The sequence below is a fragment of the Micromonospora sp. WMMD558 genome, from assembly GCF_049315255.1.
Taxonomy (GTDB): Bacteria; Actinomycetota; Actinomycetes; order Mycobacteriales; family Micromonosporaceae; genus Micromonospora.
This window is the reverse complement of the sequence record NZ_CP186061.1, coordinates 2,690,401-2,714,527: the sequence shown is the minus strand read 5'-3', so window position 1 is coordinate 2,714,527 and position 24,127 is coordinate 2,690,401. Positions and strand designations below refer to the sequence as shown.

18 protein-coding genes and 1 pseudogene are annotated in these 24,127 nt (G+C 73.2%); 8 read left to right on the top strand and 11 right to left on the bottom strand.

Annotated elements, in window-relative coordinates; translation table 11 throughout:
* Positions 1-21 precede the first annotated feature (21 nt).
* From ACN26Y_RS13195 to ACN26Y_RS13165, 7 genes are all read right to left on the bottom strand, one after another.
* Positions 22-1,059 carry a lactonase family protein gene (locus ACN26Y_RS13195; RefSeq protein WP_155330568.1) on the bottom strand — a complete coding sequence of 346 codons (1,038 nt, stop codon included), beginning with the start codon at positions 1,057-1,059 and terminating at the stop codon, positions 22-24.
* Between the two features lie 166 nt (positions 1,060-1,225).
* Complete coding sequence (locus tag ACN26Y_RS13190) at positions 1,226-1,828, bottom strand: GTP-binding protein (RefSeq protein WP_155330567.1); 603 nt, start codon at positions 1,826-1,828, stop codon at positions 1,226-1,228.
* Entirely contained in the window at positions 1,809-2,195 is a 387-nt protein-coding gene (locus ACN26Y_RS13185) for a DUF742 domain-containing protein (RefSeq protein WP_155330566.1), read from the bottom strand. The genes ACN26Y_RS13190 and ACN26Y_RS13185 overlap by 20 nt, the downstream gene beginning before the upstream one ends.
* Positions 2,185-2,610: a roadblock/LC7 domain-containing protein gene (locus tag ACN26Y_RS13180; RefSeq protein WP_196255846.1), complete on the bottom strand. Its 426-nt coding sequence runs from the start codon at positions 2,608-2,610 to the stop codon at positions 2,185-2,187. Before ACN26Y_RS13180 ends, ACN26Y_RS13185 begins: the two co-directional genes overlap by 11 nt.
* A complete protein-coding gene (locus tag ACN26Y_RS13175) occupies positions 2,607-5,120 on the bottom strand; it encodes a nitrate- and nitrite sensing domain-containing protein (RefSeq protein WP_422734767.1) in 2,514 nt (837 codons plus the stop codon). Before ACN26Y_RS13175 ends, ACN26Y_RS13180 begins: the two co-directional genes overlap by 4 nt.
* 271 nt (positions 5,121-5,391) lie before the next feature.
* Positions 5,392-5,718: a hypothetical protein gene (locus ACN26Y_RS13170; protein ID WP_155330563.1), complete on the bottom strand. Its 327-nt coding sequence runs from the start codon at positions 5,716-5,718 to the stop codon at positions 5,392-5,394.
* On the bottom strand, positions 5,715-5,891 hold the full coding sequence (locus tag ACN26Y_RS13165; RefSeq protein ID WP_155330562.1) for a hypothetical protein: 177 nt from the start codon (positions 5,889-5,891) through the stop codon (positions 5,715-5,717). Before ACN26Y_RS13165 ends, ACN26Y_RS13170 begins: the two co-directional genes overlap by 4 nt.
* A gap of 226 nt (positions 5,892-6,117) precedes the next feature.
* Here ACN26Y_RS13165 and ACN26Y_RS13160 point away from each other — a divergent pair, with 226 nt between their 5' ends.
* The 5 genes from ACN26Y_RS13160 to ACN26Y_RS13140 all read left to right on the top strand — a co-directional run bounded on the left by ACN26Y_RS13160 (position 6,118) and on the right by ACN26Y_RS13140 (position 9,622).
* Positions 6,118-6,915, top strand: a complete 798-nt coding sequence (locus ACN26Y_RS13160) for a helix-turn-helix domain-containing protein (RefSeq protein ID WP_155330561.1) — start codon at positions 6,118-6,120, stop codon at positions 6,913-6,915.
* On the top strand, positions 6,902-7,090 hold the full coding sequence (locus tag ACN26Y_RS13155) for a DUF397 domain-containing protein (RefSeq protein ID WP_155330560.1): 189 nt from the start codon (positions 6,902-6,904) through the stop codon (positions 7,088-7,090). The genes ACN26Y_RS13160 and ACN26Y_RS13155 overlap by 14 nt, the downstream gene beginning before the upstream one ends.
* A gap of 241 nt (positions 7,091-7,331) precedes the next feature.
* The gene (locus ACN26Y_RS13150; RefSeq protein ID WP_230688978.1) at positions 7,332-8,042 is read left to right on the top strand and encodes a hypothetical protein; all 711 of its coding nucleotides are present in this window, start codon (positions 7,332-7,334) and stop codon (positions 8,040-8,042) included.
* Positions 8,043-8,052: 10 nt separating this feature from the next.
* Positions 8,053-9,132, top strand: a complete 1,080-nt coding sequence (locus ACN26Y_RS13145; RefSeq protein ID WP_422734766.1) for a hypothetical protein — start codon at positions 8,053-8,055, stop codon at positions 9,130-9,132.
* A 106-nt stretch (positions 9,133-9,238) separates the two neighbouring features.
* Positions 9,239-9,622 carry a hypothetical protein gene (locus ACN26Y_RS13140; protein ID WP_155330558.1) on the top strand — a complete coding sequence of 128 codons (384 nt, stop codon included), beginning with the start codon at positions 9,239-9,241 and terminating at the stop codon, positions 9,620-9,622.
* 163 nt (positions 9,623-9,785) lie between these two features.
* Here the strand turns inward: ACN26Y_RS13140 and ACN26Y_RS13135 are convergent, their stop codons facing one another.
* Positions 9,786-11,579 carry a glycoside hydrolase family 6 protein gene (locus ACN26Y_RS13135; protein WP_422734765.1) on the bottom strand — a complete coding sequence of 598 codons (1,794 nt, stop codon included), beginning with the start codon at positions 11,577-11,579 and terminating at the stop codon, positions 9,786-9,788.
* 536 nt (positions 11,580-12,115) lie between these two features.
* Here ACN26Y_RS13135 and ACN26Y_RS13130 point away from each other — a divergent pair.
* Together ACN26Y_RS13130 and ACN26Y_RS13125 are read left to right on the top strand one after the other, a co-directional pair.
* Positions 12,116-13,270 (top strand): hypothetical protein, encoded by a 1,155-nt coding sequence (locus ACN26Y_RS13130; RefSeq protein ID WP_422734764.1) that lies wholly within the window; start codon positions 12,116-12,118, stop codon positions 13,268-13,270.
* A gap of 1 nt (position 13,271) precedes the next feature.
* On the top strand, positions 13,272-14,021 hold the full coding sequence (locus ACN26Y_RS13125) for a class F sortase (RefSeq protein ID WP_155330555.1): 750 nt from the start codon (positions 13,272-13,274) through the stop codon (positions 14,019-14,021).
* A gap of 58 nt (positions 14,022-14,079) precedes the next feature.
* Here the strand turns inward: ACN26Y_RS13125 and ACN26Y_RS13120 are convergent, their stop codons facing one another.
* Positions 14,080-19,134 (bottom strand): NAD-glutamate dehydrogenase, encoded by a 5,055-nt coding sequence (locus ACN26Y_RS13120; protein WP_422734763.1) that lies wholly within the window; start codon positions 19,132-19,134, stop codon positions 14,080-14,082.
* A gap of 288 nt (positions 19,135-19,422) precedes the next feature.
* Here ACN26Y_RS13120 and ACN26Y_RS13115 point away from each other — a divergent pair, with 288 nt between their 5' ends.
* On the top strand, positions 19,423-21,381 hold the full coding sequence (locus tag ACN26Y_RS13115; protein ID WP_422734762.1) for a penicillin-binding transpeptidase domain-containing protein: 1,959 nt from the start codon (positions 19,423-19,425) through the stop codon (positions 21,379-21,381).
* Between the two features lie 507 nt (positions 21,382-21,888).
* Here ACN26Y_RS13115 and ACN26Y_RS13110 read toward each other — a convergent pair.
* Together ACN26Y_RS13110 and ACN26Y_RS13105 are read right to left on the bottom strand one after the other, a co-directional pair.
* Positions 21,889-22,977 (bottom strand): annotated as a pseudogene (locus tag ACN26Y_RS13110) (arginase family protein); the annotation flags it as partial.
* A 69-nt stretch (positions 22,978-23,046) separates the two neighbouring features.
* Positions 23,047-23,961, bottom strand: a complete 915-nt coding sequence (locus ACN26Y_RS13105) for a tetratricopeptide repeat protein (RefSeq protein ID WP_155330552.1) — start codon at positions 23,959-23,961, stop codon at positions 23,047-23,049.
* Positions 23,962-24,127 lie beyond the last annotated feature (166 nt).

Sequence of the window (24,127 nt, the reverse complement as noted above, 5' to 3'; positions counted from 1 at the left end):
GCCGTTGCCCTGAACGGCGGCTCAGGGTAGGACGCACGTCGGACTCGGCACCACCACGGGCTCGCCCACCGGGGCCGGCACACCGCTCGTGGGGTCCACCAGGAAGACGCGGATCATGTCCGCCCGCTCGTCGGCGACGTACAGGTGCTCACCCGTGAACGCGAAGTGCCGGGGCCACTCCCCGCCCGTGTCGACCTCGGCCACCGGTCGCGGCAGCGTGCCGTCGAGGGCGAAGACCGCGATCGTGCCGACCCCCCGGTTGGCGACGTAGAGGAAACGTCCGTCCGGGCCCACCGCGATCTCGGACGGCTGCACGTGGCCCGGCCGCTCGCTGGCCTCCACGCGACCCCGCTGGCGCATGCCGCCGTCGGCGGTCAGCTCGTACTCGACGACCGAGGCGTCGAGTTCCCCGACCAGCCAGCAGCGCCGCCCGTCCGGGTGGCGGGCCAGGTGCCGGGGACCCGCCCCGGCGGGCGTCCGCACCCGTGGCGCCCGGGGCATCAGCCGTCCGGTCGCCGGGTCGAGGTCGTACCGGTAGACCGAGTCGGTGCCGAGGTCGACCGCGAGCAGCGGGCCGCCGCTCCGGTCCGGGTTGACCATGTGGGTGTGGGCGTGCTCCTGCCGGTCCGGATCCGGGCCGTGCCCCTCGTGCCGGACCAGGTCGCTGCGCTCGCCGGGGATGCCCTGCTGGTCGAGCGGGAACACCGTCACGCTCCCGCCGCCGTAGTTGGCCACGAAGAGGTGCCGGCCGTCCGGGGCGACCGCGAGGTGGCACGGCTCGGCACCGCCCGTGGGCCGCGCACCGAGCAGGCTCAGGTCGCCGTCGGGGGCGACCCGGAACGCGCTGACCTCACCGGTGGTCAGCTCGTTGACCGCGTACAGCACGGGCACCCGGGGGTGCCGGGCCAGGAACGACGGCGACGGCGTGACCGCGACGGTGCCGAGCGGTGTGAGCGCGCCCGAGGCGGGATCCCGCCGGGCGGCGACGATGCCGGTGCCCCGCCCGCCGCTCGCCGCGGTGTAGCCGCCGACATGGACGATCACGCCCTGACCTGTCACGGGTCCGCCCTCCGCCGATTGTTCCCCGATCAAACCAGAGGCTTCCCGATCCGCCGCCTTGTCACGCCCGAAGTCCACCCTCGATTTCCGACGGGTGGCCGGCGGCGGGGCGGCCTCAGGCCGACGGCGGGCCGGCCTCAGGCCGACGGCGGAAGCGGGGGCCGCCTCAGGCGGTCGGCACCGGCTCGCCACGCTGGCGCGCCACGTGCTCGACGAGCGCGATCAGCGCCTGCTTGCCCGACTGCCGGTCCCGCGCGTCGCAGAGCAGCAACGGCACGTCCGGGTCCAGGTCCAGCGCCTGGCGTACGGTCTGCAGGCCGAACCGGCGCGCCCCGTCGAAGCAGTTGACCCCCACCACGAACGGGATGCCGCGCTGCTCGAAGTAGTCGATCGACGGGAAGCAGTCGGCCAACCGCCGGGTGTCGGCGAGCACCACCGCGCCGAGCGCCCCGAACGCCAACTCGTCCCAGAGAAACCAGAACCGGTCCTGCCCCGGCGTGCCGAACAGGTAGACCTGGAGGTCCTCGTTGATGGTGATCCGACCGAAGTCCATCGCCACCGTCGTCGTGGACTTCGTCTCCACGCCGGAGAGGTCGTCGGTGCCGATGCCGGCGCCGGTCAGCACCTCCTCCGTCTGGAGCGGCCGGACCTCGCTCAACGCACTCACCAGCGTGGTCTTCCCGGCGCCGAAGCCCCCGGCGATGAGGATCTTCAGCGCGACCGGGATACGCGTACCGGTTCTCGCCAGGTCAGAGCGCACGGAGTCCACTGACCACCGCCTTGAGGATGTCGTTGTCGGGCAGGTACGGGGCGGTCGGGGGCTGGTGCACCGTCACCAGTCCCCGGTCCACGAGGTCGCCGAGCAGCACGCGGACCACCCCGACCGCGAGGTCGAGGTCGGCCGCGAGTTCCGCCACCGGCACCGGGCGACCGGCCAGCGCCACCAGCCTCCGGTGCTCGGGGTGCAGGTCCGGGTGCGCGGCCGGGTCGGCGTCCGGCTCGGCCACCACGTACGCGACCAGGTCGAAGCCGTCGACGGCGGACCGGACGCGACCCCCGGTCAGGGTGTAGGGGCGCACCACCGGGCCGGCGTCGTCGTCCAGCCACTCGTGGCGTCTGCCCCCCTCAGCCCGCATCGCCGGTGCCCGTCGTGGACCGGGCCGGGGCGCTCATGTTCTCCCCGACGCGGGTGACGAGCATCGCCATCTCGTACGCCACCAGCCCGATGTCGGCGTCGGCGTCGCTCACCACCGCCAGGCAGGCGCCCTGCCCGGCCGCGGTCACGAAGACGTACGCCGACTCCATCTCGACGACCGTCTGCCGGACCGGGCCACCCGCGACGTGCCGGCTCGCGCCCCGGGCCAGGCTGGAGAAGCCGGACGCCAGCGCGCAGAGGTGCTCCGCGTCCGCCCGCTCCTGCCCGGCGGACGCGCCGAGCAGCAGCCCGTCGGCGGAGAGGACCACCGCCTGGCGCGCGGACGGCACCCGCTCCACCAACTCGTCGAGCAACCAGTCGAGACCGGCACTCTGCCTCGTCGAATGCAGCATCACGCGTCCCTCTCAGTCACGGTCGGGTGTTCAGGGTCCGCCGACGCCGCGCCCCGGGGGCCGGCGGCCGCCCGTCCCCGGGCGGTGCCGGCCTGCAGGGCCGACATGACCCGCCGCGCCTCCTCCGGGGTTCGCGGGGTCGGGTCGGCCACCGGCGCCCACCAGGCGGGGCCGCCGACGGCGGGTTGCCGGAGCGTGGGACCGTCCACCGCCGGCCGGCGGACCTCGACGGTCGTCCCGCCCGGATCCGTCACGTCCGCGGCGGTGGTCGGCGCCACCCCGCCGCGCGGGGCGCCGTCGGCCGGCGGGTCGCCGCCCTCGTGCCCGGGCGGGGCCGTGGTGACCGTCGGGTCGGGCACACCGGCTTCGCCGTGGTCCGTCACGTCGCCGGCCGTCCGTTTCCGGACGGGGGCACGGAGTGGCGTGACCGGGCCGCGGTGGCGGACCCGGCGGGGCAGCCCGTCGATCTCACCGGCCACCTCCGCCCGAGCCGGGCCGCCACCGGGCTGGGCGTCGGCGGGAAGGGACGTGGCCGCCTCCGGGGCACGCGGGCGCGGGGGACGCGGGAGCGTCTCCCGCCGGCCGGCCCGCCGCCCGTCCCGCCCCGGGTCCGACGACTTTGCGGGCAGCAGCGGCGGCTCCTCGGTGACCAGGTCGTTCGGGACGAGGACCACGGCGGTCAGGCCGGCACCGTCGGACGGGCGGAGCCGGACCCGTACCCCGTGCCGGGCGGCCAGCCGGGCCACCACGAACAGGCCGAGGCGGGCCGTGCGGGTCGGGTCGAACTCGGGCGAGGACGCCAGGCGGCGGTTGGCGTCCTCCAACGCCTCGCTCGGCATGCCGAGCCCCCGGTCGGTGACCTCCACGGCGTAGCCGTTGGGCAACCGCTGGCCGGAGACCAGGACCCGGGTGCCCGGTGGGGAGAACGCCGTCGCGTTCTCGACCAGTTCGGCGAGCAGGTGGATCAGGTCGCCCACGACGCGGCCGGTCACACCCGCGGGCTGGACGTCGGCGATGTCCACCCGGTCGTACGCCTCGACCTCGGAGATCGCCCCCCGGATCAGGTCGACCATCGCGACCGGGTTGCGCCACCCGCGGCCGGGCGCCGCGCCGGCCAGGATCACCAGGTCCTCGGCGTGCCGGCGCAGGCGCGTCGCCAGGTGGTCGACCCGGAACAGCTCGGCCAGCTCGTCCGGGTTCTCCGTACGCCGTTCCATCCGGTCGAGCAGGGCGAGCTGCCGGTGCACGAGGCCCTGGCTGCGCCGCGCGATGTTCAGGAACACCTCGTTGAGGCCCCGTCGCAGGTTGACCTCGTCCTCGGCGGCCCGGATGGCGGTCCGCTGCACGGAGGTGAACGCCCGCCCCACCTGGCCGATCTCGTCCGCGCCGTACTCCAGCGACGGCGCCTCGCGGGCGACGTCCACCTCCTCGCCGCGCCGCATCCGCGCCACCACGCCGGGCAGCCGGCGTTCCGCCCGTTCCAGCACGGTGCGGACGCGGACGAGCCGGTACGCGAAGGAGCGACCGACCCGCAGCGCCACGACGAGCGAGACGACGACGGCGACCAGGCCCAGCACCCCGGCGGCCGCGAGCCGGACCAGGATGCCCACGGCGGTGGGCACCGACCGTTCGGCGAGGCCGTCGGCCTGGGTCAGCTCGAACTCGCGCAGGGACTGCTGGACGGTGTCGTAGTCGGTCCGCCAGGCGTCCGCCGCCACCTGGGGGCGGCGGCCATCGGTGGTGACCAGCGCGTCCTGCATGGCGCGCAGCCGAGAGAACGCCGCCTGCTCGGTCAACCGCTGGTACGCCCTGTGAGCCGCCTCGGGCAGGTCCGCCACCGCGGCCTCCACCAGCAGCCGCTGGTTGCCGATGGTCTGCACGAGCCGGGTGTGCTCGTCGTCGGCGAGTCGACCGGAGACGAACGCCCCGGCCAGCAGAGCGTCGGTCTGGCCGAGCAGTTCCCGGGCACGGCCGAGCGCGGTGATCGCCAACGCCTGGCGGTTGAGTTCCGGGTCCGGCAGCGCGGCCATCCCCTCGTACGCGAAGAACGCCGACGAGATCATGCCGCTGTAGAGGCCGAGCGCACCGGAGCGGTCCACCGCCCGCCGGTCGATGAACTCACGACCGGCGGGCAACGCCTCCAGGGCGACGACGAGATCGTCCAGGCGCTCGTCCAGCAGGTCGTCGGCGGCGTCGCGCAGCTCCTCACCGTTGATCCGGCGGAGCAGCTCGGAGACCGCCCGGTCGGTCCGGCGCCGCTGCTCCGCGAGGCCGGGCTGGGCCTGGTCGGTCGACAGGTGGATCACCGAGAGGCGGCGCTCGCGTTGCAGCTCGACCACGACGGCGTCACCGGGCCGGCCGAGGTCGTACAGGAGCGTCCGGGCGGAGAGCAGGTCCAGCGCGGGCCCGAAGGTGAGCGTGACGGCGAAGATCCAGAGCGCGAGCAGGGCGGTCACCGGCACCACGACCAGCGCGGTCAGCTTGGAGCGGATCGGCCAGTCGCGGGTGTTCACTCAAGACCTCGCCCGGAAGGTGTGGCTGCGGGGGTGCCGGCGCCGGCCGGGCAACGCCCGGCGCAGCGCACCCGGCGGTGGCGCCGGGACGCCATCGACGGACGCCTTGGGCAGGATACGTAATCAGCGCCGGTTGCACTACCGTCCGTCCATCGTGCCGCAGCGGTACGGACTCGCGGCTGTCCCCCGGCGCGCGACTCCGCACCGTGGACGGTGCCGGCGGGTCAGCTCCGACGGCCGCCGACCGAGGAGACGCTGGCTGTCCTCTCCCCTAAACGCCCGACCTGCGGAACGGCCCCCACGCGACGAACCGGTCGAACAGCTCGCGCGGGCGTGGCCCGTCGTGCGGGTTGAGGTGGTAGAGGTCGTGCATGGCCTCGTAGAGCAGACCGGCGAGATAGATGGAGAGGCTGGGCATCCTGCCCTCGAACTCGGCCTTCAGCAGGAGCCGGGCTTCGGCGCACGGCCACGGCTGACCGCACGACCGGCACGCCCACATCGGTCGCAACGGGATGTGCGGGGGTCTGGTTTCGGTGCGGTAGCGGGGATGCTCGGGGTGCGGCCCGAGTCGGGGCTGCGGAAGCTGGGCGAAGATCACCACCGGCCTCCGTTCGCCCGCCACCGCTGGGCGGGGGTCAGCCAGCCGGCGCGGCCGGGCCGGGGGTACGCCTGGGTCGGCTCGGTCATCCAGGCCGGCAGGTTCCGGCCCCGAACCCGTTGCGGCAGCTCCGGCGGTTCTCCGCTCCGGCACCGGAACCAGCTGATACGCACATCGACCTCCTCGACGGTGGGAAGGGCCGCCCCGCCTGGGGGTGCGGGGCGGCCCCGGCAGGACCCGCCCCACCTCACCCCTCGGCGGAGCGGGTCCGCATGGGTGACAGTCTGCTGAGGACACCGCTACCCTCGAAAGGCATCGACGCAGGTCACGGCGGGGGTCTGGGGATCACCCGCGCCGACTGGCGACGGCTGGCGATCTTGACGGCTCTCTGGAGGTCCGGTGGAAGGCGAGCAGAACGCCGATCTGATCCGCGCCCAGCTCCGTAGGCAGCGGACGCTGGTCGGCATGAACCAGGAGGAGTTCGGCAAGCGCGCGAACTACTCGGCGTCGACGGTGTCCGCTGTGGAGACCGGAACCCGGCCGATCGACCTGCCGTACGCCCGGCGGGCCGACGAGATCCTGGGAACGGGCGGCCTCTTCGAGTCCCTGCTGCGGTCGGCGCAGCGGGACAGCCTGCCGACCTGGTTCAAGCCCTGGCTGGAAGCCGAGCGCGAAGCCCAGCAGCTCCGGTATTTCAACCCACTGTTGATCCCGGGCCTGTTCCAGACGGAGAACTACGCCCGCGCGGTGTTCCGGCTCGTCGACACCCGCCCGGAGCAGGAGGTCGAGCAACACCTGGCCGCCCGGCTGGAGCGGCAGGAGATCCTGAACCGGGAGCACCCGCCCCAGGTCGTCGCCGTGATCGACGAGTCCGTGCTGCGCCGGGCCGACGCCATCATGGGGGAGCAGCTCGCCCACCTGCTGCGCATGGCCGAGCTGCCCTACGTCCACATCCATGTCGTCCCGGCGGGCGCCGGCCTGTACATCGGCCTGGACGGGCCGCTGGCTTTGGCGATGCTGCCGGACGGCGGCTGGGTCGGATGTCTCGACCACCAGGCCGGCAGTGCGGCGGTTGGCACCGAGGAAAAAGTGGCTACGCTTCTGGCCAGGTGGGAAGGCGTGCGCGGCGCGGCCCTTCCCGAAGCGATGTCGGTCGCCCTGGTCAAGGAAGTAGAGAGCCAGCATGGACCTCAGTAACGCCCGGTGGCGGACGTCCACGCGGAGCACCTCGGCAGGCGGCGAGTGCGTCGAGGTGGCTGACAACCTGCCCGGCGTGGTGGCCGTCCGCGACAGCAAGGACCCGGCGGGCCCCGTGCTCGCCTTCGGGCCGGCGACCTGGAGGGCGTTCGTCCGGTTCGCCAAGCAGCACTGACCGAACCGCACGGACAGGCCCCCAAGCGCGAGGCTGGGGGGCCTCTCCATGCCAATCGGAAGATCTTGGAAGATTTCGGCCCTTCCAGGGGCCGTTTCCCTCCAAGATCCCGACACGAGACGGCCGCGCCCGGCTCCGGAAACGCCCGGAGCGGGACGTTTCACCGCTCGGCGAGGAAAGTGCCCCGGATCGGGATTGGCGATCAGCAGGAAGAGGGAATACCGGGGGCGAAGGAGGAGCCATGTCGCCCACGCAGGTAATCGTCATAGTCGTCGTCGTACTGGTGATCGTGGCACTGGCCGTCGCGGGCCGGACGTACGCCCGCCGCCGGGCTTTGCGGTCCCGGTTCGGTCCCGAGTACGACCGTCTCGTCGCGGAACAGGACAGCCGCACGGCCGCCGAGCGGGAGCTACGCGACCGGGAGCGCCGCCACGCCGAGCTGACCCTCGTCCCCCTCTCCCCCGAGAACCGGGCCCGGTACGCCGCCGCCTGGGAGGAACTCCAGGTCCGCTTCGTCGACTCCCCGGGGGAGACCGTCGGCGAGGCGGACGAACTGGTCACCCGGCTCGTCGCCGAGCGGGGCTACCCGACCGGTGACTTCTCCGACCAGATCGCCCACCTCTCCGTCGAGCACGCCCGCACGCTGACCCACTACCGCGACGCCCACGAGATCCACCTGCGCAACTCGCGTGGCGAGGCGAGCACCGAGGAGCTCCGCCAGGCCGTCGTCCACTACCGGGCGCTCTTCGCCGACCTGCTCGGCGAGGACCCGGTCGGGCAGGGCACGACCACCGACGAACCCGACGGACACCGCCCTCACGCCGAACAGCCGGCCGCGCAGCGCACGACCACCGACGAGCCGGACGGACACCCCGCCCACGCCGAGCAGCCGGCCGGGCACCGCCTGCCGGAGCAGCGGGACCCCGAGCGCCCAGACGTCACGAGCCGCTGAGGAGACCACCATGCGTCAGGACGAGCAGCAGGCGACCGACCACCCGGAGGCCGTACGCTCCGCACCCGTACCGGTGCCACCGCCGGATGACAGCGCCGGCAAGACCGACACGGGCGGCAAGGCCGACCCGGCGGACCGGACGGAGGTGCCCGAGGACGCCCTCGACGACCGCGGGACGTTCGACGATCCGCGGGTCACCGGCGACCGGGACACGGGCGACGACGACCGGAACGCCGGCGACCGCGACCGGGACCGGCGGGCCGATGCCGAGAGGCGCCCGGAGTTCCACGAGCCCGGTCCGGTGCCGACCGCCTTCGGCGCCACCACCGTGGGCGGTGCGGTCGCCGCGTCCGCCCTGGCCAGCGGCCGGCCGGAGGACGAGCCGGACCCGCGGACGGAATCGACCGCCCGGCCCGGCGACGGCGCCGAGAGGGGCGAGCGCGAGGGTTGGCGCGCGGACCCGACCGCCGAGTTCCGCGGTGGCCCGGGCTGGGAGGAGCGCCGGCACGAGCGGGCGGCGGCGTTCGACGGTGACGGGGCGACGGGCACGGCGACCGTGGTGCCGCCGGGCGCCACCGAGGGCCGGCCGGAGCGGCGCGCCGACCTCACGACCTGGGGTGGCGACCCGGACGCCGCCGCGGCCGGCGCGACCGGGTACGGCAGCGCGAGCCCGAGCATGGTCGACCCGGACTCCGTCTCCCCCGACGCGGACCCGACGCTGGCCGGCACGAGGGCCGACATCGACGCCGCCGGTGCCGGCACGACCGGCTCGCTCGGGGCGGCCGGGACGGCCCGGCCGGCCGGGTCGACGGTGGCGGCCGAGCCGGCGACGCTCTTCGACACCGGCGAGGCGCAGGGTTTCCGCGACCGCTGGCGGGACGTCCAGCTACGCTTCGTCGACGACCCGCGCGCGGCGGCCGGCGAGGCCCAGGCGCTGGTGGACGAGGCCATTCAGGCGCTCGCCTCGGCCCTGTCGGCGCAGAAGCAGAAGCTCGGTGCCTGGCAGGACGCCGGCTCGGCGGACACCGAGCAGCTGCGGATGGCGGTACGGCAGTACCGGGACTTCCTGGACCGGGTGCTCGGCCGCTGAGGTGTCGCGGCATGCGCGGACCGGCCGGGCCGGTCCGCGCATGGCGTCCGCCGCACGGGGTACGCGAGGAGGTAGCGAACGCGCGTGCGGACAGGAGGGCGACACCATGACCGATCGTGACCGGGACCGACCGCTGGAGGAGAGCCCCGAGGTGGCCGCGGCGGTCGAGGACGACACGGGGGTCCCCCAGTTGATGACGGGCGGCGCCGCCGATCGGGACAATCCGGCCTTCACCGAGCCTGGCGACCGCCCGATCGGAGGTGGCGGGCCGGACGACATCATCGGCGACCCGTACGCCGCCGGCACCGGCGCGACCGGCACCGGCACGGGCGCCGGCGCGGACAACATCCGCACCGGCGCCGAGCAGCCCTGGGAGCCGGAGGACCTGGTGGCCGCGCGCGGTCAGGACCTGACGCCGGAGAACATCGAGAAGGCCCGCCGGGATCTGGCCGAGCTGGGCCAGGCGGCGATCGAACGTACGGTCCCCTGACCGGCCGGGCCACGCCCGCCGGCAGGCCGCGGCCGGCGCCGGTACCGGCGGGCCGGCACGCACGAGGGGGCCCCTGGCCCGACCGGGACGGTCGGACCAGGGGCCCGGGGAACCTGCCGCTGGAGCGCCTCACCTGAGTCCAGCGGCGGGTGGGCGCCGGAGGTCAGGACAGCGGCGGGTACGCGTTCTGCATGAGCTGCTGGAACTGCGCCGGGAACCAGGCCCCGGAGATCGGCGCGTCGGGCAGCGCGCCGGTCGCGTTGTTGCCGTTGCGGGGGTTGCCGCCGTACGTCGGGTCGCACATGCGGTCGAAGCCCTTGCCCTCGTTGTTCGGGATCTCCTTGCTGGAGCCGTCCGACTCGCCCGGGGGCTTGACCCACACGTACGCGTCGATGCCCGGCTCCGGCGCGGCCTTCGGCCGCTCGCCCAGTCCGGCGCCGGACTGGTTGCACCAGTTGCCGGCGTGGATCCGGCGGTCGACCCGGCCACCGTCGACGTACGCGTCCACGCTGGTCGACGGGCCGGGGCCGGTCGGCCGGGCGGTGCCGCCCCAGCCGTTGCGGGACGTGTCGATCAGCATGCCGATGTTGGCGTCGAAGCCGACCTGGACCAGCTTGTTCCGGAACGCCTGGGCGAACGACAGCTCGTCGACGTACTGGTTCCAGTCCACCCACTTGGACTGCCGCACCGTCTGACCGTTCACCGTGTCGGTGATCCGGACGTACGGCTCGCGCAGCGCCGAGTAGTTGGCGGTGTTGACGATGAAGCCGTGCACGTTGGCCACGGTGCTGCCGGAGGCGACGGCCGCCGACTTCAGCATGTCGGCGGTGGGGCCGAAGTTGCTGTCCCAGCCGATCCAGCCGTGGTGCGCGGCGTCGATGTAGTTGTAGACGTTGGGGACGGCGCCCAGCTTGGCGAGGGCGTACCCGACGCCGTTGACGTACGCGCCGTTGGCCTTCACGGTGTCGCACATCGCGGTGCCGCCCGGGTTGCCGGAGGTGTTGGTCACCAGGTTCGGCAGCGAGTCGATCTCGATGATGTTGATGATCCGCAGGTTCCGGTACTTCGCGTCACCCTGGATCGCGGCGATCGGGTCGATGTACTCGGCCTTGTAGCGCGGCAGTTCGTCCGGGCCCAGTTCACCGTTGGAGGCCAGTGCGGCGCAGTCCCGGCCGGGCAGGTTGTAGATGACGAACTGGATGTAGCTGGCGCCCTGTGCGAGCGCCGCGTCCAGGTGGTCCCGCACACCCATGGCGCCGTTCGAGCTGCTGTCGGGCGTGCCGTTGATGGCGGCGATCCGGTCCAGCCAGACGGCGGTCGGGTTGTTCGAGACCCGGTTGCCGCCAGACACCGACTCGGCCTTGGCCTTCCACTCCGGGTTCACGTACCCCCGGGCGTTCAGGTACGGGTTGTCGACCCGGGGACCGCCGGGCGGCGGTGTCGTGGGCGGCGGGGTGGTCGGCGGCGGCGTCGTGGGCGGTGGGGTCGTCGGCGGAGGGGTGGTGGGCGGCGGGGTGGTGGGTCCGCCACCGCCGTTGCAGGTGACCCCGTTGAGGGTGAACGAGGTCGGCTTCGGGTTGCTGCCGCTCCACGAGCCGTTGAACCCGATGCTCACGGTGGCGCCACTGGCCACCGAGCCGTTGTACGACTCGTTCTGCGCCGTGACGTTCTGGCCGGACTGGGCGTACCGGGCCGACCAGCCCTGCACCACCCGCTGCGAGCTGTTGGGGAACGTGAAGCCGAGCGTCCACCCGTTGAGCGCGTCACCGATGTTCCTGATGTTGACGGTCGCGGTGAACCCACCCGGCCAGTCGTTGGTCGTGTACGACACCTCGCACTGCGTCGCCGCGTGGGCCGTGGTGACCGGTAGCGTCACCAGCCCGCCCGCGACCAGGGCGCCCGCGCCGGTGAGCGCGAGGGCCCGGCGTGGGCCGGAGAGCCTTCTCCACACATTCATGCCACAGATCTCCTTGGGCGAGACCGGGACCGCAAGCGGCCCGGCGGAACGGCCCGGCGGGCACGGACGGCCTACCGGCGCCATCGGGGATGTGTTCGGGGGTGCCCGACCCGGACGGGCGGTGGTGGTGTGCCGGACCGGCGACGCTACGACGGTCGGCCGGCGGGATCGTCGTCCGGCGGACCGGTTGCCCTCGACTCCCTGCCGATGCGCGGTGCGTGGCTCCCCGCGTTCGACGATTCTTGCATGGGAGCGCTTCCATAGCAATGCCCCGATGGCTGTCGGTCCGGTGGCGCGGGGACGTTTCCCCCATCCGCCCCGGCCGGCGTCGGCACCTCCCAACAGGTCTGGAACGCCCCGGGAACCGGCAACATCGGCGGTCGGTCCCGGTACCGGTCGTACCGGCCCTACCGCCCGTGACCTCCACAAAGTGGAAAAGACGAATCTTTCCCTTCATACGTCGTGAATCGGTCTAACGTCGGGCGTAGCTCGGTTGTCGCCGAGTCCAGGACAAGAGGGATGGAGTGACGCAGGTCATGGCAAACAAGATGCTCGGGAAGGTCGTAGCGGGTGCCGCTCTCGGTGGCGCCTCCCTGCTCGTATTCACGCCAGGGATCGCGTTCGCGGACGACCACGACCACCACCGCAACGACAAGGACGGCAAGGTCATCGCCAAGCCGCACGTCGTCAAGCCGGGTGAGAAGGTCAAGCTGCTGCAGATCTGCGAGGAGCCGCAGAAGCACGCGTTCGCCTGGTCGAAGGTGACCGGCAAGGTCAAGCTCGAGCCGGTCAAGCACGACAAGGACGACAAGCGGCACGACGACGACAAGCGCCACGACGACAAGCGCCACGACGACAAGCGGCACGACGACGACAAGCGCCACGACGGCAAGCGCCACGACGACGACAAGCGGCACGACGACGACAAGCGCCACGACGACAAGCGGCACGACGACAAGCGGCACGACGACAAGCGGCACGACGACAAGAAGGACGACTGGAAGAAGGACGACCACCGCAAGGACGGCAAGGACGACAAGCGTCCCGAGCCGGACGAGACCATCACCATGCGGCCCGACGGCTACGGGGGCGGCGCTGCCGACGACTCGGAGCACGGGAAGGACCGCAAGGACTGGAAGGGCGACGAGTACGGCCAGGACGCGGAGGGCCGTGACTGGAAGGGCCACGAGGACGACAAGAAGCGCGAGGACGACAAGCGTCACGACGACGACAAGCGTCACGACGACAAGCGGCACGACGACGACAAGCGGCACGACGACAAGCGGCACGACGACGACAAGCGGCACGACGACGACAAGCGGCACGACGGCAAGCGGCACGACGACGACAAGCGGCACGACGACAAGCGGCACGACGACGACAAGCGCCACGACGACGAGAAGTCCAAGGACCACGGCAAGGACCGGTGGGAGCACAAGAAGGACTTCGTCTACTACGGCGAGGCCAAGGTCGACAAGTGGGCCAAGCCGGGCGTCTACAAGATCGAGGGCTCCTGCGGCGATGGCAAGCTGGTGGTATTCCCCAAGGGCGGGGTCGACGGCGGTGACGGTGGCATGACCGCCGGCACCGACCAGGGCCTGGCCGCCGGTGGGGCGGGCCTGCTCGGTGCCGCCGCCCTGGGTGGCCTGGTGCTGCTGCGCCGGCGTCGGACCGACGGTGCTCTCGTCTGACATGACGACGACACGCGCCGGCGGCCGTCACGGGTTTCCGTGGCGTGCCGCCGGCGCCGCGGTCGTCGTCCTGCTCGCCATGGTGGGCTCGGGCCTGATCGGGGCCTCGCTCAAGGACGCCCCCGCTCCCCGGCCCCCACAGCCGCTCGCCCAGGCCGGACCCGCCTCCAGCGGCCCGGTCGAGGCCGAGCCCGACGCCGCCGGCCCGATCGAGGCCGACCTTCCGGCCGAGGGCGGCGATCCGGCCGAGGGCGGCGATCCGGACGTGGTCGCTGCGCCGACCCCCGCCGGACTGCCCCGGTCCGCCCCCACCCGGATCGCCATTCCCCGGATCGACGTCGACGCGTCGATCATGAAGCTCGGGACCAACCCGGACGGAACGGTCGAGGTGCCTCCTCTGAAGCAGGCACACCTGGCCGGCTGGTACGAGCCGGGACCCAGCCCGGGCGAGGTCGGCAACTCGGTGATCGTCGGGCACGTCGACTCGGCCGCGATGGGCCCGGCGGTCTTCTTCTCCCTCGGCGCATTGCAGCCGGGTGACCGGATCGACGTCACCCGGGCCGACGGGCGGCAGGTCGGCTTCACCGTCGAGTCGGTGAAGGCGTACCCGAAGACCGCCTTCCCCACCGAGCAGGTCTACGGCCCCACCGACAAGGTCGGGCTACGGGTGGTGACCTGCGGCGGCATCTTCGACCGGACCGCCGGCAGCTACCCCGACAACATCGTCGTCTTCGCCAGCCGGGCGGAATGACGCGCGGTGCGACGCGGCCCGGCGGTCGGACGAGCCGACCGCCGGGTCGCGTGCGGCATCACGAGGCCGCGGAGGTTCGCACCAGCGTCCGGATCTGGCGCAGCAGCACCGACAGGGCCGCCAGGTCGGCGCGGGATTCGTCGAACTCCCCCATCGCCCGTTGTGCCCGGTGGATGGAGGTCGCGTTCGACTGCTCCCACTGGTGCACCCTCTCGTGCGGCGGCAGGGTGTCCGGCGTGGAGTCCAGCACCTCGGCGGTGAGCGCGGCCAGCGCCGCGTACAGGTCGTAGCGCAACGCCATCCGCGCGAGGGTCTGCCAGCGGTCCTCCCTCGGCAGCAGGGAGATCTTCGACAGCAGCGAGTCCACCCGGAACCGGTCGGAGAGCACGAAGTAGACCGACGCCACCTCGCCCACGTCCCGGCCACTGCTCGCCGCCGTCTCCACCACGTCGAGCAGGCCGAAGCTGTACATCAGCCGGACGGCGTGCTCGGCGAGGTCCCGCGGCAGGCCCTTGGCGGCCATCGAGTCGATGTGCGCCGCGATGGCCTCCCGCTCGCTGCCGTAGAAGAGGGTCTCCATCCCGGGCAGGAGGCGGGCCACCCCGTCGCGCAGACGGGCGATCTCCGCCGGCACGTCGATCGGCGACCGGCGGTTGGTCACCAGCCACCGCACCGCCCGGTCGAGCAGCCGCCGGGTGTCCAGGTAGACACCCGTCTGGAGCTCGGGGGCGATCCTGTCGTCGAGGGCCTCCACCGCGGCCCACAGGTCACGCAGCCCGAACACCTCGCGGACCACGACGTACGCGCGGATCACGTCGGCGGCGCTGGCGGCGGTCTCCTCGACGACCCGGAAGACGAACGAGATGCCGCCCCGGTTGATCGCCTCGTTGACCAGCAACGTCGTGACGATGTCCCGGCGCAGCCGGTGCCGGCCCATCCGGTCGGCGAACCGCTCCCGCATCGGGGTGGGGAAGTAGTTGACCAGGACGTCGGTCGTCCACTCCTCGTCCGGGAGCCCCTCGGTCAGGATCTCCTTCTCCAGCGCGATCTTCACGTACGCGAGCAGCACCGCGAACTCCGGCGCGGTCAGGCCCGACTCGGTCCGGATCGCGAGTTCCTCGTCCGGCGGCAGGGCCTCCAGCGCGCGGTCCAGCGCCCCGGATCGCTCCAGCTCGCTGATCATCCGCCGGTGCACCGGGAGCAGGGACGCGGCCTGGGCCTGGGCGTTGTTGATCGCCCGGGCCTGGTCGTAGTTGTCCCGCAGCACCAGGTCGGCGACCTCGTCGGTCATCTGGGCGAGCAGCTCGTCCCGCTCGGCGACGGTCAGCTCCCCGTCGGCGACCGCCGTGTTCAGCAGGATCTTGATGTTCACCTCGTGGTCGGAGCAGTCCACCCCGGCCGCGTTGTCGATGAAGTCGGTGTAGATCCGGCCGCCCGCCAGGGCGTACTCGATCCGCCCGTGCTGGGTGAAGCCCAGGTTGCCGCCCTCGCCGATCACCCGGCAGCGCAGGTCCTTGCCGTTGACCCGGATCGCGTCGTTGGACTTGTCGCCCACCTCCGCGTTGGTCTGGCTGGACGCCTTCACGTAGGTGCCGATGCCGCCGTTCCAGAACAGGTCGACCGGCGCGGTCAGGATCGCCTTCATCAGCTCCTGCGGCGACATCTGGGTGACGTCGTCGTCGAGGCCGAGCACCGCCCGGACCTGCGGCGTGATCGGCACGGACTTGGCCGTACGCGGGTGCACCCCGCCGCCCGCCGAGATCAGCTCGGGGTTGTAGTCCTCCCAGGACGACCGGGGCAGGTCGAACAGCCGCTTGCGCTCCTCCCAGGAGGTGGCGGCGTCCGGATCCGGGTCGAGGAAGATGTGCCGGTGGTCGAACGCGGCCACCAGCCGGATGTGCTTCGACAGCAGCATCCCGTTACCGAACACGTCGCCGGACATGTCGCCGACGCCGACGGCGGTGAAGTCCTGCGTCTGGGTGTCGTGCCCCAGCTCACGGAAGTGCCGCTTCACCGACTCCCACGCGCCGCGGGCGGTGATGCCCATCTTCTTGTGGTCGTAGCCGGCGGACCCGCCGGAGGCGAACGCGTCGCCCAGCCAGAAGGTGTGCGCGGTGGAGATCTCGTTGGCGATGTCGGAGAACGTCGCCGTGCCCTTGTCGGCGGCGACCACCATGTACGGGTCGTCGCCGTCGTGCCGGACCACGTCCTCCGGCGGCACGATCTCGCCGCTGACGATGTTGTCGGTGACGTCCAGCAGCGCGGAGACGAACTCCTTGTAGCAGACCACCGCCTCGTCCCGGTCGCCCGGCTTCTGCTTGAGCACGAAGCCGCCCTTCGCGCCGACCGGCACGATCACCGCGTTCTTCACCATCTGCGCCTTGACCAGGCCGAGCACCTCGGTCCGGAAGTCCTCGCGCCGGTCGGACCAGCGCAGACCGCCACGGGCCACCGGCCCGAAGCGCAGGTGCACGCCCTCGAAGCGGGGCGAGTACACGAAGATCTCGAACTTGGGCCGGGGTGCCGGCAGGTCCGGGATCGCCTGCGGGTCGAGCTTCACCGCCACGTACGCCTTCGGCCGCCCGTCGGCGCGCTTCTGGTAGAAGCTGGTCCGCAGCGTGGCCTGCATCAGCGTCAGGAACGACCGGAGGATCCGGTCCTGGTCGAGGCTGGCCACGTCGTCGAGCGCGGCGTGGATCTCGCTCACCAGCTCCTTGCTCTGCTGCTGGCGCTGCTCGGCACCCATCGCCCCCGGCGCGAACCGGACCTCGAAGAGCCGCACCAGCAGGGCCGCGACCCGCGGGTACGCGATGAAGGTGGACTCCATGTAGTCCTGCGAGAAGACCGTGCCGGCCTGCCGCAGGTACTTTGCGTACGCCCGCAGCACGACCACCTGCCGCCAGGTGAGGCCGCCGCGCAGGACCAGCTCGTTGAACCCGTCCACCTCGGCCTCGCCGCGCCAGGCCGCCGCGAACGCGTTCTCCACGTGCGGGCGCACCTCGGCCAGGTCGTGGTGCCCCTCGGGCAGTCGCAGGCCGAAGTCGTACAGCCAGATCCGGCCGTCGACGCGCTCCACCTCGTACGGGTGCTCGTCGACCACCTTCACGCCGAGCGAGTGCAGCACCGGGAGCACCGCCGACAGCATCATCGGCTCGCCGTACCGGTAGACCTTGAACCGCACGTCCATCGACTCGTCGACGTCCGCGCCACGGCCGGCGCGCGGCGCCACCTGCTTGCGGAACAGGTGCATCTCCAGCTGGCCGGGCTCCTCCAGCAGCTCCAGCTTCGCCAGGTCCTTCATCGCCTCGTACGGCGTGTGCCCGTCCTTGTAGCCCTCGGGGAAGGCGTCGGTGTACCGGGCGAACAGGTGCTTGGCCTGCTCGTCGCCGAGCTTGCGCTCCAGTACCAGCCGGTAGTCGTCGTCCCAGAGGCGGGTGGCGTCGGCCAGCTCCTCGGCGAGCAGGTCGGCGTCGATGTCACCCGGCGGCTTGGTCGGGTCGGTGCGGACGATGAAGTGCACCCGGGCGAGCATCGACTCGGTGACCCGGGTGGTGTAGTCCACCCCGACACCGTTCAGCTCCCGCAGCAGGATGTCCTGCATGCGGAGGCGGTTCTGCGTGGTGAACCGGTCCCGGGGCAGGTAGATCAGGCAGGAGATGAACCGGCCGTACGCGTCCCGCCGCAGGAACACCCGCAGCTGCCGACGACCGGCCATGCGCAGCACACCGATCACCGCGTGGTACAGGTCGTCGGTCTTGATCTGGAACAGCTCGTCGCGCGGGTAGGTCTCCAGGATCTGGAGCAGGTCCTTGCCGGAGTGGCTGCGCTGGCTCAGGCCGGACCGGTCGAGCACCTCCGCCACCTTGCGCCGGACCACCGGCAGCTCACGCACGCTGGTGCGGTACGCGGCGGTGGAGAACAGGCCGAGGAAGCGGCGCTCCCCGACCACCTCGCCGGCCTCGTCGAACACCTTGAAGCCGATGTAGTCGAGGTACGCGGAGCGGTGCACGGTGGCCCGCGAGTTCGCCTTGGTGATGATCAGCAGGCGCTTCTCGGTGACCTTCTCGTGCGCCTCCGGCGTCATCGACGCCAGCGCCCGGGCCTCCGTGGAGTCCGAGCGCAGGATGCCGAGGCCGGTGCCGAGGACGGCCTGCAACGCCTTGCCGTCGCCCGCGCCGGGCGCGTCCACCAGGCGGTACTCCCGGTACCCGAGGAACGTGAAGTGGTCGTGGGCGAGCCAGCGCAGCAGCTCGACCGAGTCGGTGATGTCCTTCTCCGGCACCGGCGGTCGGTTGTCGCTGGTGCGGGCGGCGGCCAGCTCGTCGGCGAGGGCCAGGGCGCGCTGGCGCATCTTCGGCCAGTCCTCCACCGCCTCGCGCACGTCGGTCAGCACCCGCTGGAGCTCCCGGCGCAGCGTGTCCCGCTCGCCGGCGTCCCGGACCGGGTCGATCTCGATCCGCATCCAGCTCTCGACCAGGTCACCGGCGATCGCGTCGTCGGGCTCCACGTCGGCGGCCACCTCGACCAGCCGGCCGAGCGGCTCGCGCCGGACCACCAGCAGCGGGTGGACCAGCAGGTGCACGTCGAGGTGGTGCGAGTTGAGCAGGGCGGTCACCGAGTCCACCAGGAACGGCATGTCGTCGGTGACGATCTCCACGACCGTGTGGTGCTGGTCGGTGTCGGGTGAGTGGATCCGCAACTTCAGCTCGCCCGGTACCCGCTGCTCGGCCAACTCCCGGTGGGTGCGGGCCGCGTCGATCATCTCCTCGGCGGTGAAGCCGATCAGCTCCTCGTCCGGCGCGAACCGCCAGTAGCGGCTGACCAGGGTCGCCAGGTCATGATCGTCGCCGGCGAGCGCGACCGCCTGGGCCACCAGGCGCTCCGCGTTGGGTACCGGTTCGTCGAGTTCCGCGTCCTCCACGTCCTCGGCCAGCGCGTCGGCGGGCAGGCCCAGGTCGTAGATCGTGTCGACGCTCGAACCGGTCAGACCGGTCACGCCGGTGTCGACCTCGCCGTAGCCGTCGGAATCGGTTGCCGAATCGAAGTTGTCGTCCCGGCTGGTGTCAACCTGCCGGAGATCGGGTCCCGGTTTAGTAGCCGGACGCCGGTCCATCGGTGCCACTCCCCTCGACCCACCGCGTTGTGGGTCACTCTGCCGCCAGCCTAGGCCCTGCCGAAACGCGCCTTGGTCGGCGGACCACAGTGCGGACGTCCGGATCGGGACTGTCGTCCTTTCACCTGGTTGCGGGTACGCGGTTGGCCCGTCCCGGGATACCCCGCCGCGGGTTGTTCATCACACCGTCACGGGTCCGTCTTTCCGCCAACCCGCCCCGAGCGGGGACGATGCGGACGGCGGGGGCGTACTACGGTGCAGGAAGTCCAGACCTCGGGGGATCGTTCCATGCGCCTGTCGTACCGCCGCCGTCACCATCCGTCACGTTCTTCGTACGCGCTCCTCACCGCAGCCCTGCTCGTCGCCGGCGGGCTCACCGCCTGCTCGGGCGAGGACGGGCCGGCCCGCAGCGTGGACGCCTTCCTGAAGGGCTGGCGTTCCGGGGACCTCCAAGCCGTCGGCTTCGTCGACGCCACCGGCGCGCGGGTGCCGGCCGCCGACGTCACGCGGGAGATCAAGGAGCTCTCCGGTGAGCTGGCGGCCACCCCGCCGGAGCTGCGCCGTACCGGCGAGCCGACGGTCACGTCGGGCACCGCGACCGCCACCGTACGCGTCGAGTGGACGCTGCCCGGCGACACCCGCTGGGCGTACGACCGTCCGGTGCGGCTCGCCCGGGGCGGCGACGACGAGTGGCAGGTGATCTGGGAGCCGCAGGTCGTCCACGAGCAGCTCACCCGGGGCGACCGGCTGGGGCTGCGCCGGGAGTCCGGTCCCCGGGCGACGGTGCTGGACGCGGCCGGCCAGCCGCTGGTGGCGCCCCGGCCGGTGGTCCGGGTCTCCCTCGTGCCGCAGGAGGTGAAGGACGTACCCGGCGTGGTCCGGAAACTCGACGCGGCGTTCAAGGCGATCCGGCCGGCGCTCGTCCCGCCGGTGGACCTGTCCGACCTTCCGAAGCGCCTCGCCGAGGCCAAGCCCGACGCGCGGGTCGAGGTCGTCACGCTGCGCGACGAGGCGTACCGGCAGATCAAGCCCCGCATCTACGAGCTGCCCGGCACCCGCTTCCCGACCGACAAGCTGGACCTCGCGCCGACCCGCGAGTTCGCCCGCGCGGCGCTCGGCACGGTCGACCCGGCGCAGGCCGACGACCTGGCCAAACACCCCGACCGGTACGCGCGTGGCGACCTGGTGGGCCACGGCGGCCTCCAGGGCCGGTACGACGAGCGGCTGCGCGGCACCCCGGGCCTCACCGTCGTCGTCAACCGCCCCGGCCCGGAGGGCACCCTGACCCCCACCGGCACCGAACTGTTCCGCCGGGAGTTCCGCCCGGGCGAGCCCCTGAAGACCACGCTCGACGTCGCGACGCAGAAGGCCGCCGACACCGCGCTGAGCGCCGAGAAGCGACGCGCGGCCCTGGTGGCGGTCCGCATCAGCGACGGCGCCGTGCTCGCCGCCGCCAACGGCCCCGGCCCGGCCGGGGAGAACCTGGCCTTCACCGCCCAGGTCCCGCCCGGCTCCACCTTCAAGATGGTCAGCGCGCTGGCCCTGCTCGACCGGGGCGCGGTCACGCCGGACCAGCCGGTGGAGTGCCCCAAGACCCGCGAGGTCGACGGCCGGTCCTTCAAGAACTCGGACGACTTCGCGCTCGGATCGGTCCCGTTCCGCACCGACTTCGCGAAGTCCTGCAACACGGCCTTCGTGGCGCTGGCGCCGCAGCTCGGCGCCGACGGGCTCGCCGTCACCGGCCGCGCGCTGGGCCTGGAGGGCACCTGGGACGTCGGCCTGGACGCGTTCTCGGGCAAGGTCTCGGCGAACGGCGGCCCGACCGAGCAGGCCGCCGCGGCCATCGGCCAGGGCACCACGGTGGTGAGCCCGCTGGCCATGGCCTCCGCCACCGCGGCGGTCGCCCGCGGCCGGTTCGTCCAGCCGAAACTCGTGCTCGACCCGGCCCCGGCGAAGCCGGCCGCCGACGGGCCGGAGCTGAAGGCCGAGTCGCTGACCGCGGTACGGGCGATGATGCGCGAGGTGGTCACGGCCGGCAGCGGCAGTGCCCTGGCCGACGTGCCGGGCGGCCCGGTCCACGGCAAGACGGGCACCGCCGAGTACGACGACAACCCGGCGAACACGCACGCCTGGTTCGTGGGCTGGCAGGGCGACGTCGCCTTCGCGGTCTTCGTCGAGCGGGGCGGCTCCGGCAGCGGCACGGCGGCCCCCATCGCCGAGCGCTTCCTCCGCGCCCTCCCCCGCTGACCGCCGGCCCGACGACCGGGTCCCCGCCGCCCGACGGCGAGGACCGGGTCGGCGCTGCCCGCCGGCGAACGGCGGTCCACACCGTGCCGCCGGTACGGCGGTGTCCCACGCGGGGGACACCGCCGTGCCGGCGGCGTCGAGTCGATCATTCCGCCAGCGGCGGACGGAGAGCGGTCAGACGGCGCCGGCCGCCGCCTGCGGCGGGTCGTCGTCGGTCGCCGGCCGGCCGTCACCGCCCGGGTCGAAGCCCGGCGGCAGCGTACGGCGCAGCAGGCCGGGCCCGGCCGAGGCGGGCGGCCCGACCGGCTCCAGCCGGTCGGCGGGCGGGATCTCCGGCACGCCGGGCCGCTCCCGCCGGTCGTCCTTGGGAACGGCCGGCTGCTCCCGCCGGTCGGAGCGCAGCCCGGCAACCGCCGGCAACGTCCGCGGGTCGACGCGAGGCTCGGGAACGGCCGGTGACTCCCGCCCGTCGACACGCGATTGGGGAACGGCCGGCGACTCCCGCCCGTCGGCGCGCGGCTCGGGAACGGGCGCCGACTCCCGCCGGGCGTCCTCCCGGTCGCCCAGGAGCCCGGGCCCGGGCGCGGGCAGGGATTCCGGGTCGGCCGTGGGCCGGGCCGTACCCCGCCGTGGGGCGGGAGCGGCGGGTGCCTCGGGCAGCAGCCGGGGCGGCACCGATCCCGGCGCGGAGACCGGCCGCAGACCGGCCACGAGAGTGTTGACGATCTCGGCGGCGTACGACCCGTCCGGGTCGTAGTCGGGGTCGAAGACGGTCAGCTCGACGCCGAGGCAGTGCGGGGTGTCGACCAGGCCGGCGAGCAGGATCTCCAACTCGGCGAAGGCGATGCCGCCGGGATCGGGGGCGTCGACCGCCGGCAGCACCGCCGGGTCGAGCACGTCCACGTCGACGTGCACCCAGTAGCCGGCGCAGTCGGCGAGTTGCTCGTGCGCCCACTGGGCGGTGCGGGCCGCGCCCTCGGCGCGCAGCGCCGGCACCGGCCGGGTGGTGATCCCGGCGGCCTGGAGGTCGAGCCGGTACTCGTCCTGCGCGCGGATGCCCAGCACCACCACGTCGATGTCCCGGAAGTACGGGCGCCGCCCCTCGATGGCCGCCAGGTCGGCCTGCCCCCGGCCGGTGACCAGAGCCAGGTCCTCGCCGGCCGCCGCGCCGACGTACGAGGCGTTGCCCGGGTGCCGGAAGTCGGAGTGGCCGTCGACGAAGACCAGCCCGATCCGGCCGCCGACCGCCTCGCCGAGCCGGTGCATCGCCAGCGCCGAGCCGAGCAGCACCGAGCAGTCGCCGCCGAGCACCAGCGGGAACTCCCCCCGGTCGATGATCGCCCCGATCCGTTCGGCGAGCGCCACCGAGTAGTCGGCGATCTCATGGGCGTGGCACACGCCGTCGCCGGGCCGCCAGTCGCCGGGGTCGTACCGGGGCGGGGTCAGGCAGCCGGCGTCACGCGCGCGGAGCCGGGCGAGCAGCCCGTGGTCGCGCAGGGCGCCGGGGGCCTTGGCGCAGCCCGGCACCGAGGTGGGCGTGGGCGGGCGCAGGCCCAGGTTGCTGGGCGCGTCGAGGACGGCGATCCGGCGCATCATGGGCTCCCGTCCTCGAGGTGTCGGAGCGGGCCGGCCGGGGTGCACCGGCCCGCGCTGGCGTGGTCAGGGTCAGAAGAGGGCGCTGGCCAGTGCCCGGCGGGCCGAGGCCACCGCGGGGTCGTCGGGGCCGGCGATGGTGAAGAGGCCCACCAGGTGCTGGCGAACCTTCTCCCGGTCGTCACCGGCGGTGCGGCGGACCAGGCCGACGAGGCGCTGGTAGGCCTGCTCGGCCATGCCGCTGAGCACCTCGATGTCGGCGGCCAGCAGCTGCGCGCCGACGTCGTCGGGGTCCGCGGCCGCGGCGGCGAGCGCCGCCTGCGGATTCGCGCCGGCGACCCGGCGGGCCAGCCCGACCTGGGCGAGCCCCGCCTCCGCCGCGACGTCCGACGGGGTCTCGGCGAGGATCTTCCGGTACGCGCGCTCGGCGGCGTCGAGGTCGCCGCTCATCAGCGCGTCGTCGGCCTCGTCCAGCCGGGGGTCGGCGGGCTCGGCCACGGCCACGCCGCCGGCCTTGAGGATCGCCTGGATCCACTGCCGCAGCTGGGCCTCCGGCACCACTCCGGAGAACGCGTCGACCGGCTGGCCGCCGACGACCGCGTACACCATCGGGATGCCCTGCACGCGGAACATCTGCGCGAGCCGGGGGTTGGCGTCCACGTCGACCTTGGCGAGCACCCAGGCGCCGCCACCCTCGACGGCCAGCCGCTCCAGCACCGGGGAGAGCTGCTTGCAGGGCTCGCACCACTCGGCCCAGAAGTCGACCACGACGGGTGTGCTGAGCGACCGTTCGAGGACCTCGGCCTGGAACGTCGCCTCGGTCACGTCGACGACTGTGACGGCGCTGGCGGGGGCGCCGCCGGGCGCGCCGGCCGGTGGGCCGGACTGGACGGGCGCGGAGGCCGGGGTGGGGGCGGGGGTGCGCAGCGCGCTGAGGTCGACCGCGCCGCGGGTGAAGATCGACGAGGTGATCCGTGGGTCGCTCATGGTTATCTAGTCTCGCACGCGCTACGCCGATCTCCCTTCATCGGCGAGGCCGAAGGTCACAGTTCTCACCCCAGCTCAGGGCCCGTCCCACCGCACCCCCGCGATGGTGCGCTTCCGGTCGCCGGTTCGCGGCTTACGGGGGCTTTCGCCTCGGCAGCAAGGGCAC

Coding starts and splice junctions, on each gene's coding strand:
- ACN26Y_RS13145 (WP_422734766.1), top strand. CDS start 8,053: ATGCGTCAGGACGAGCAGCAGGCGACCGACCACCCGGAGGCCGTACGC.
- ACN26Y_RS13185 (WP_155330566.1), bottom strand. CDS start 2,195: ATGCGGGCTGAGGGGGGCAGACGCCACGAGTGGCTGGACGACGACGCC.
- ACN26Y_RS13150 (WP_230688978.1), top strand. CDS start 7,332: ATGTCGCCCACGCAGGTAATCGTCATAGTCGTCGTCGTACTGGTGATC.
- ACN26Y_RS13130 (WP_422734764.1), top strand. CDS start 12,116: ATGGCAAACAAGATGCTCGGGAAGGTCGTAGCGGGTGCCGCTCTCGGT.
- ACN26Y_RS13125 (WP_155330555.1), top strand. CDS start 13,272: ATGACGACGACACGCGCCGGCGGCCGTCACGGGTTTCCGTGGCGTGCC.
- ACN26Y_RS13135 (WP_422734765.1), bottom strand. CDS start 11,579: ATGAATGTGTGGAGAAGGCTCTCCGGCCCACGCCGGGCCCTCGCGCTC.
- ACN26Y_RS13155 (WP_155330560.1), top strand. CDS start 6,902: ATGGACCTCAGTAACGCCCGGTGGCGGACGTCCACGCGGAGCACCTCG.
- ACN26Y_RS13115 (WP_422734762.1), top strand. CDS start 19,423: ATGCGCCTGTCGTACCGCCGCCGTCACCATCCGTCACGTTCTTCGTAC.
- ACN26Y_RS13105 (WP_155330552.1), bottom strand. CDS start 23,961: ATGAGCGACCCACGGATCACCTCGTCGATCTTCACCCGCGGCGCGGTC.
- ACN26Y_RS13140 (WP_155330558.1), top strand. CDS start 9,239: ATGACCGATCGTGACCGGGACCGACCGCTGGAGGAGAGCCCCGAGGTG.
- ACN26Y_RS13120 (WP_422734763.1), bottom strand. CDS start 19,134: ATGGACCGGCGTCCGGCTACTAAACCGGGACCCGATCTCCGGCAGGTT.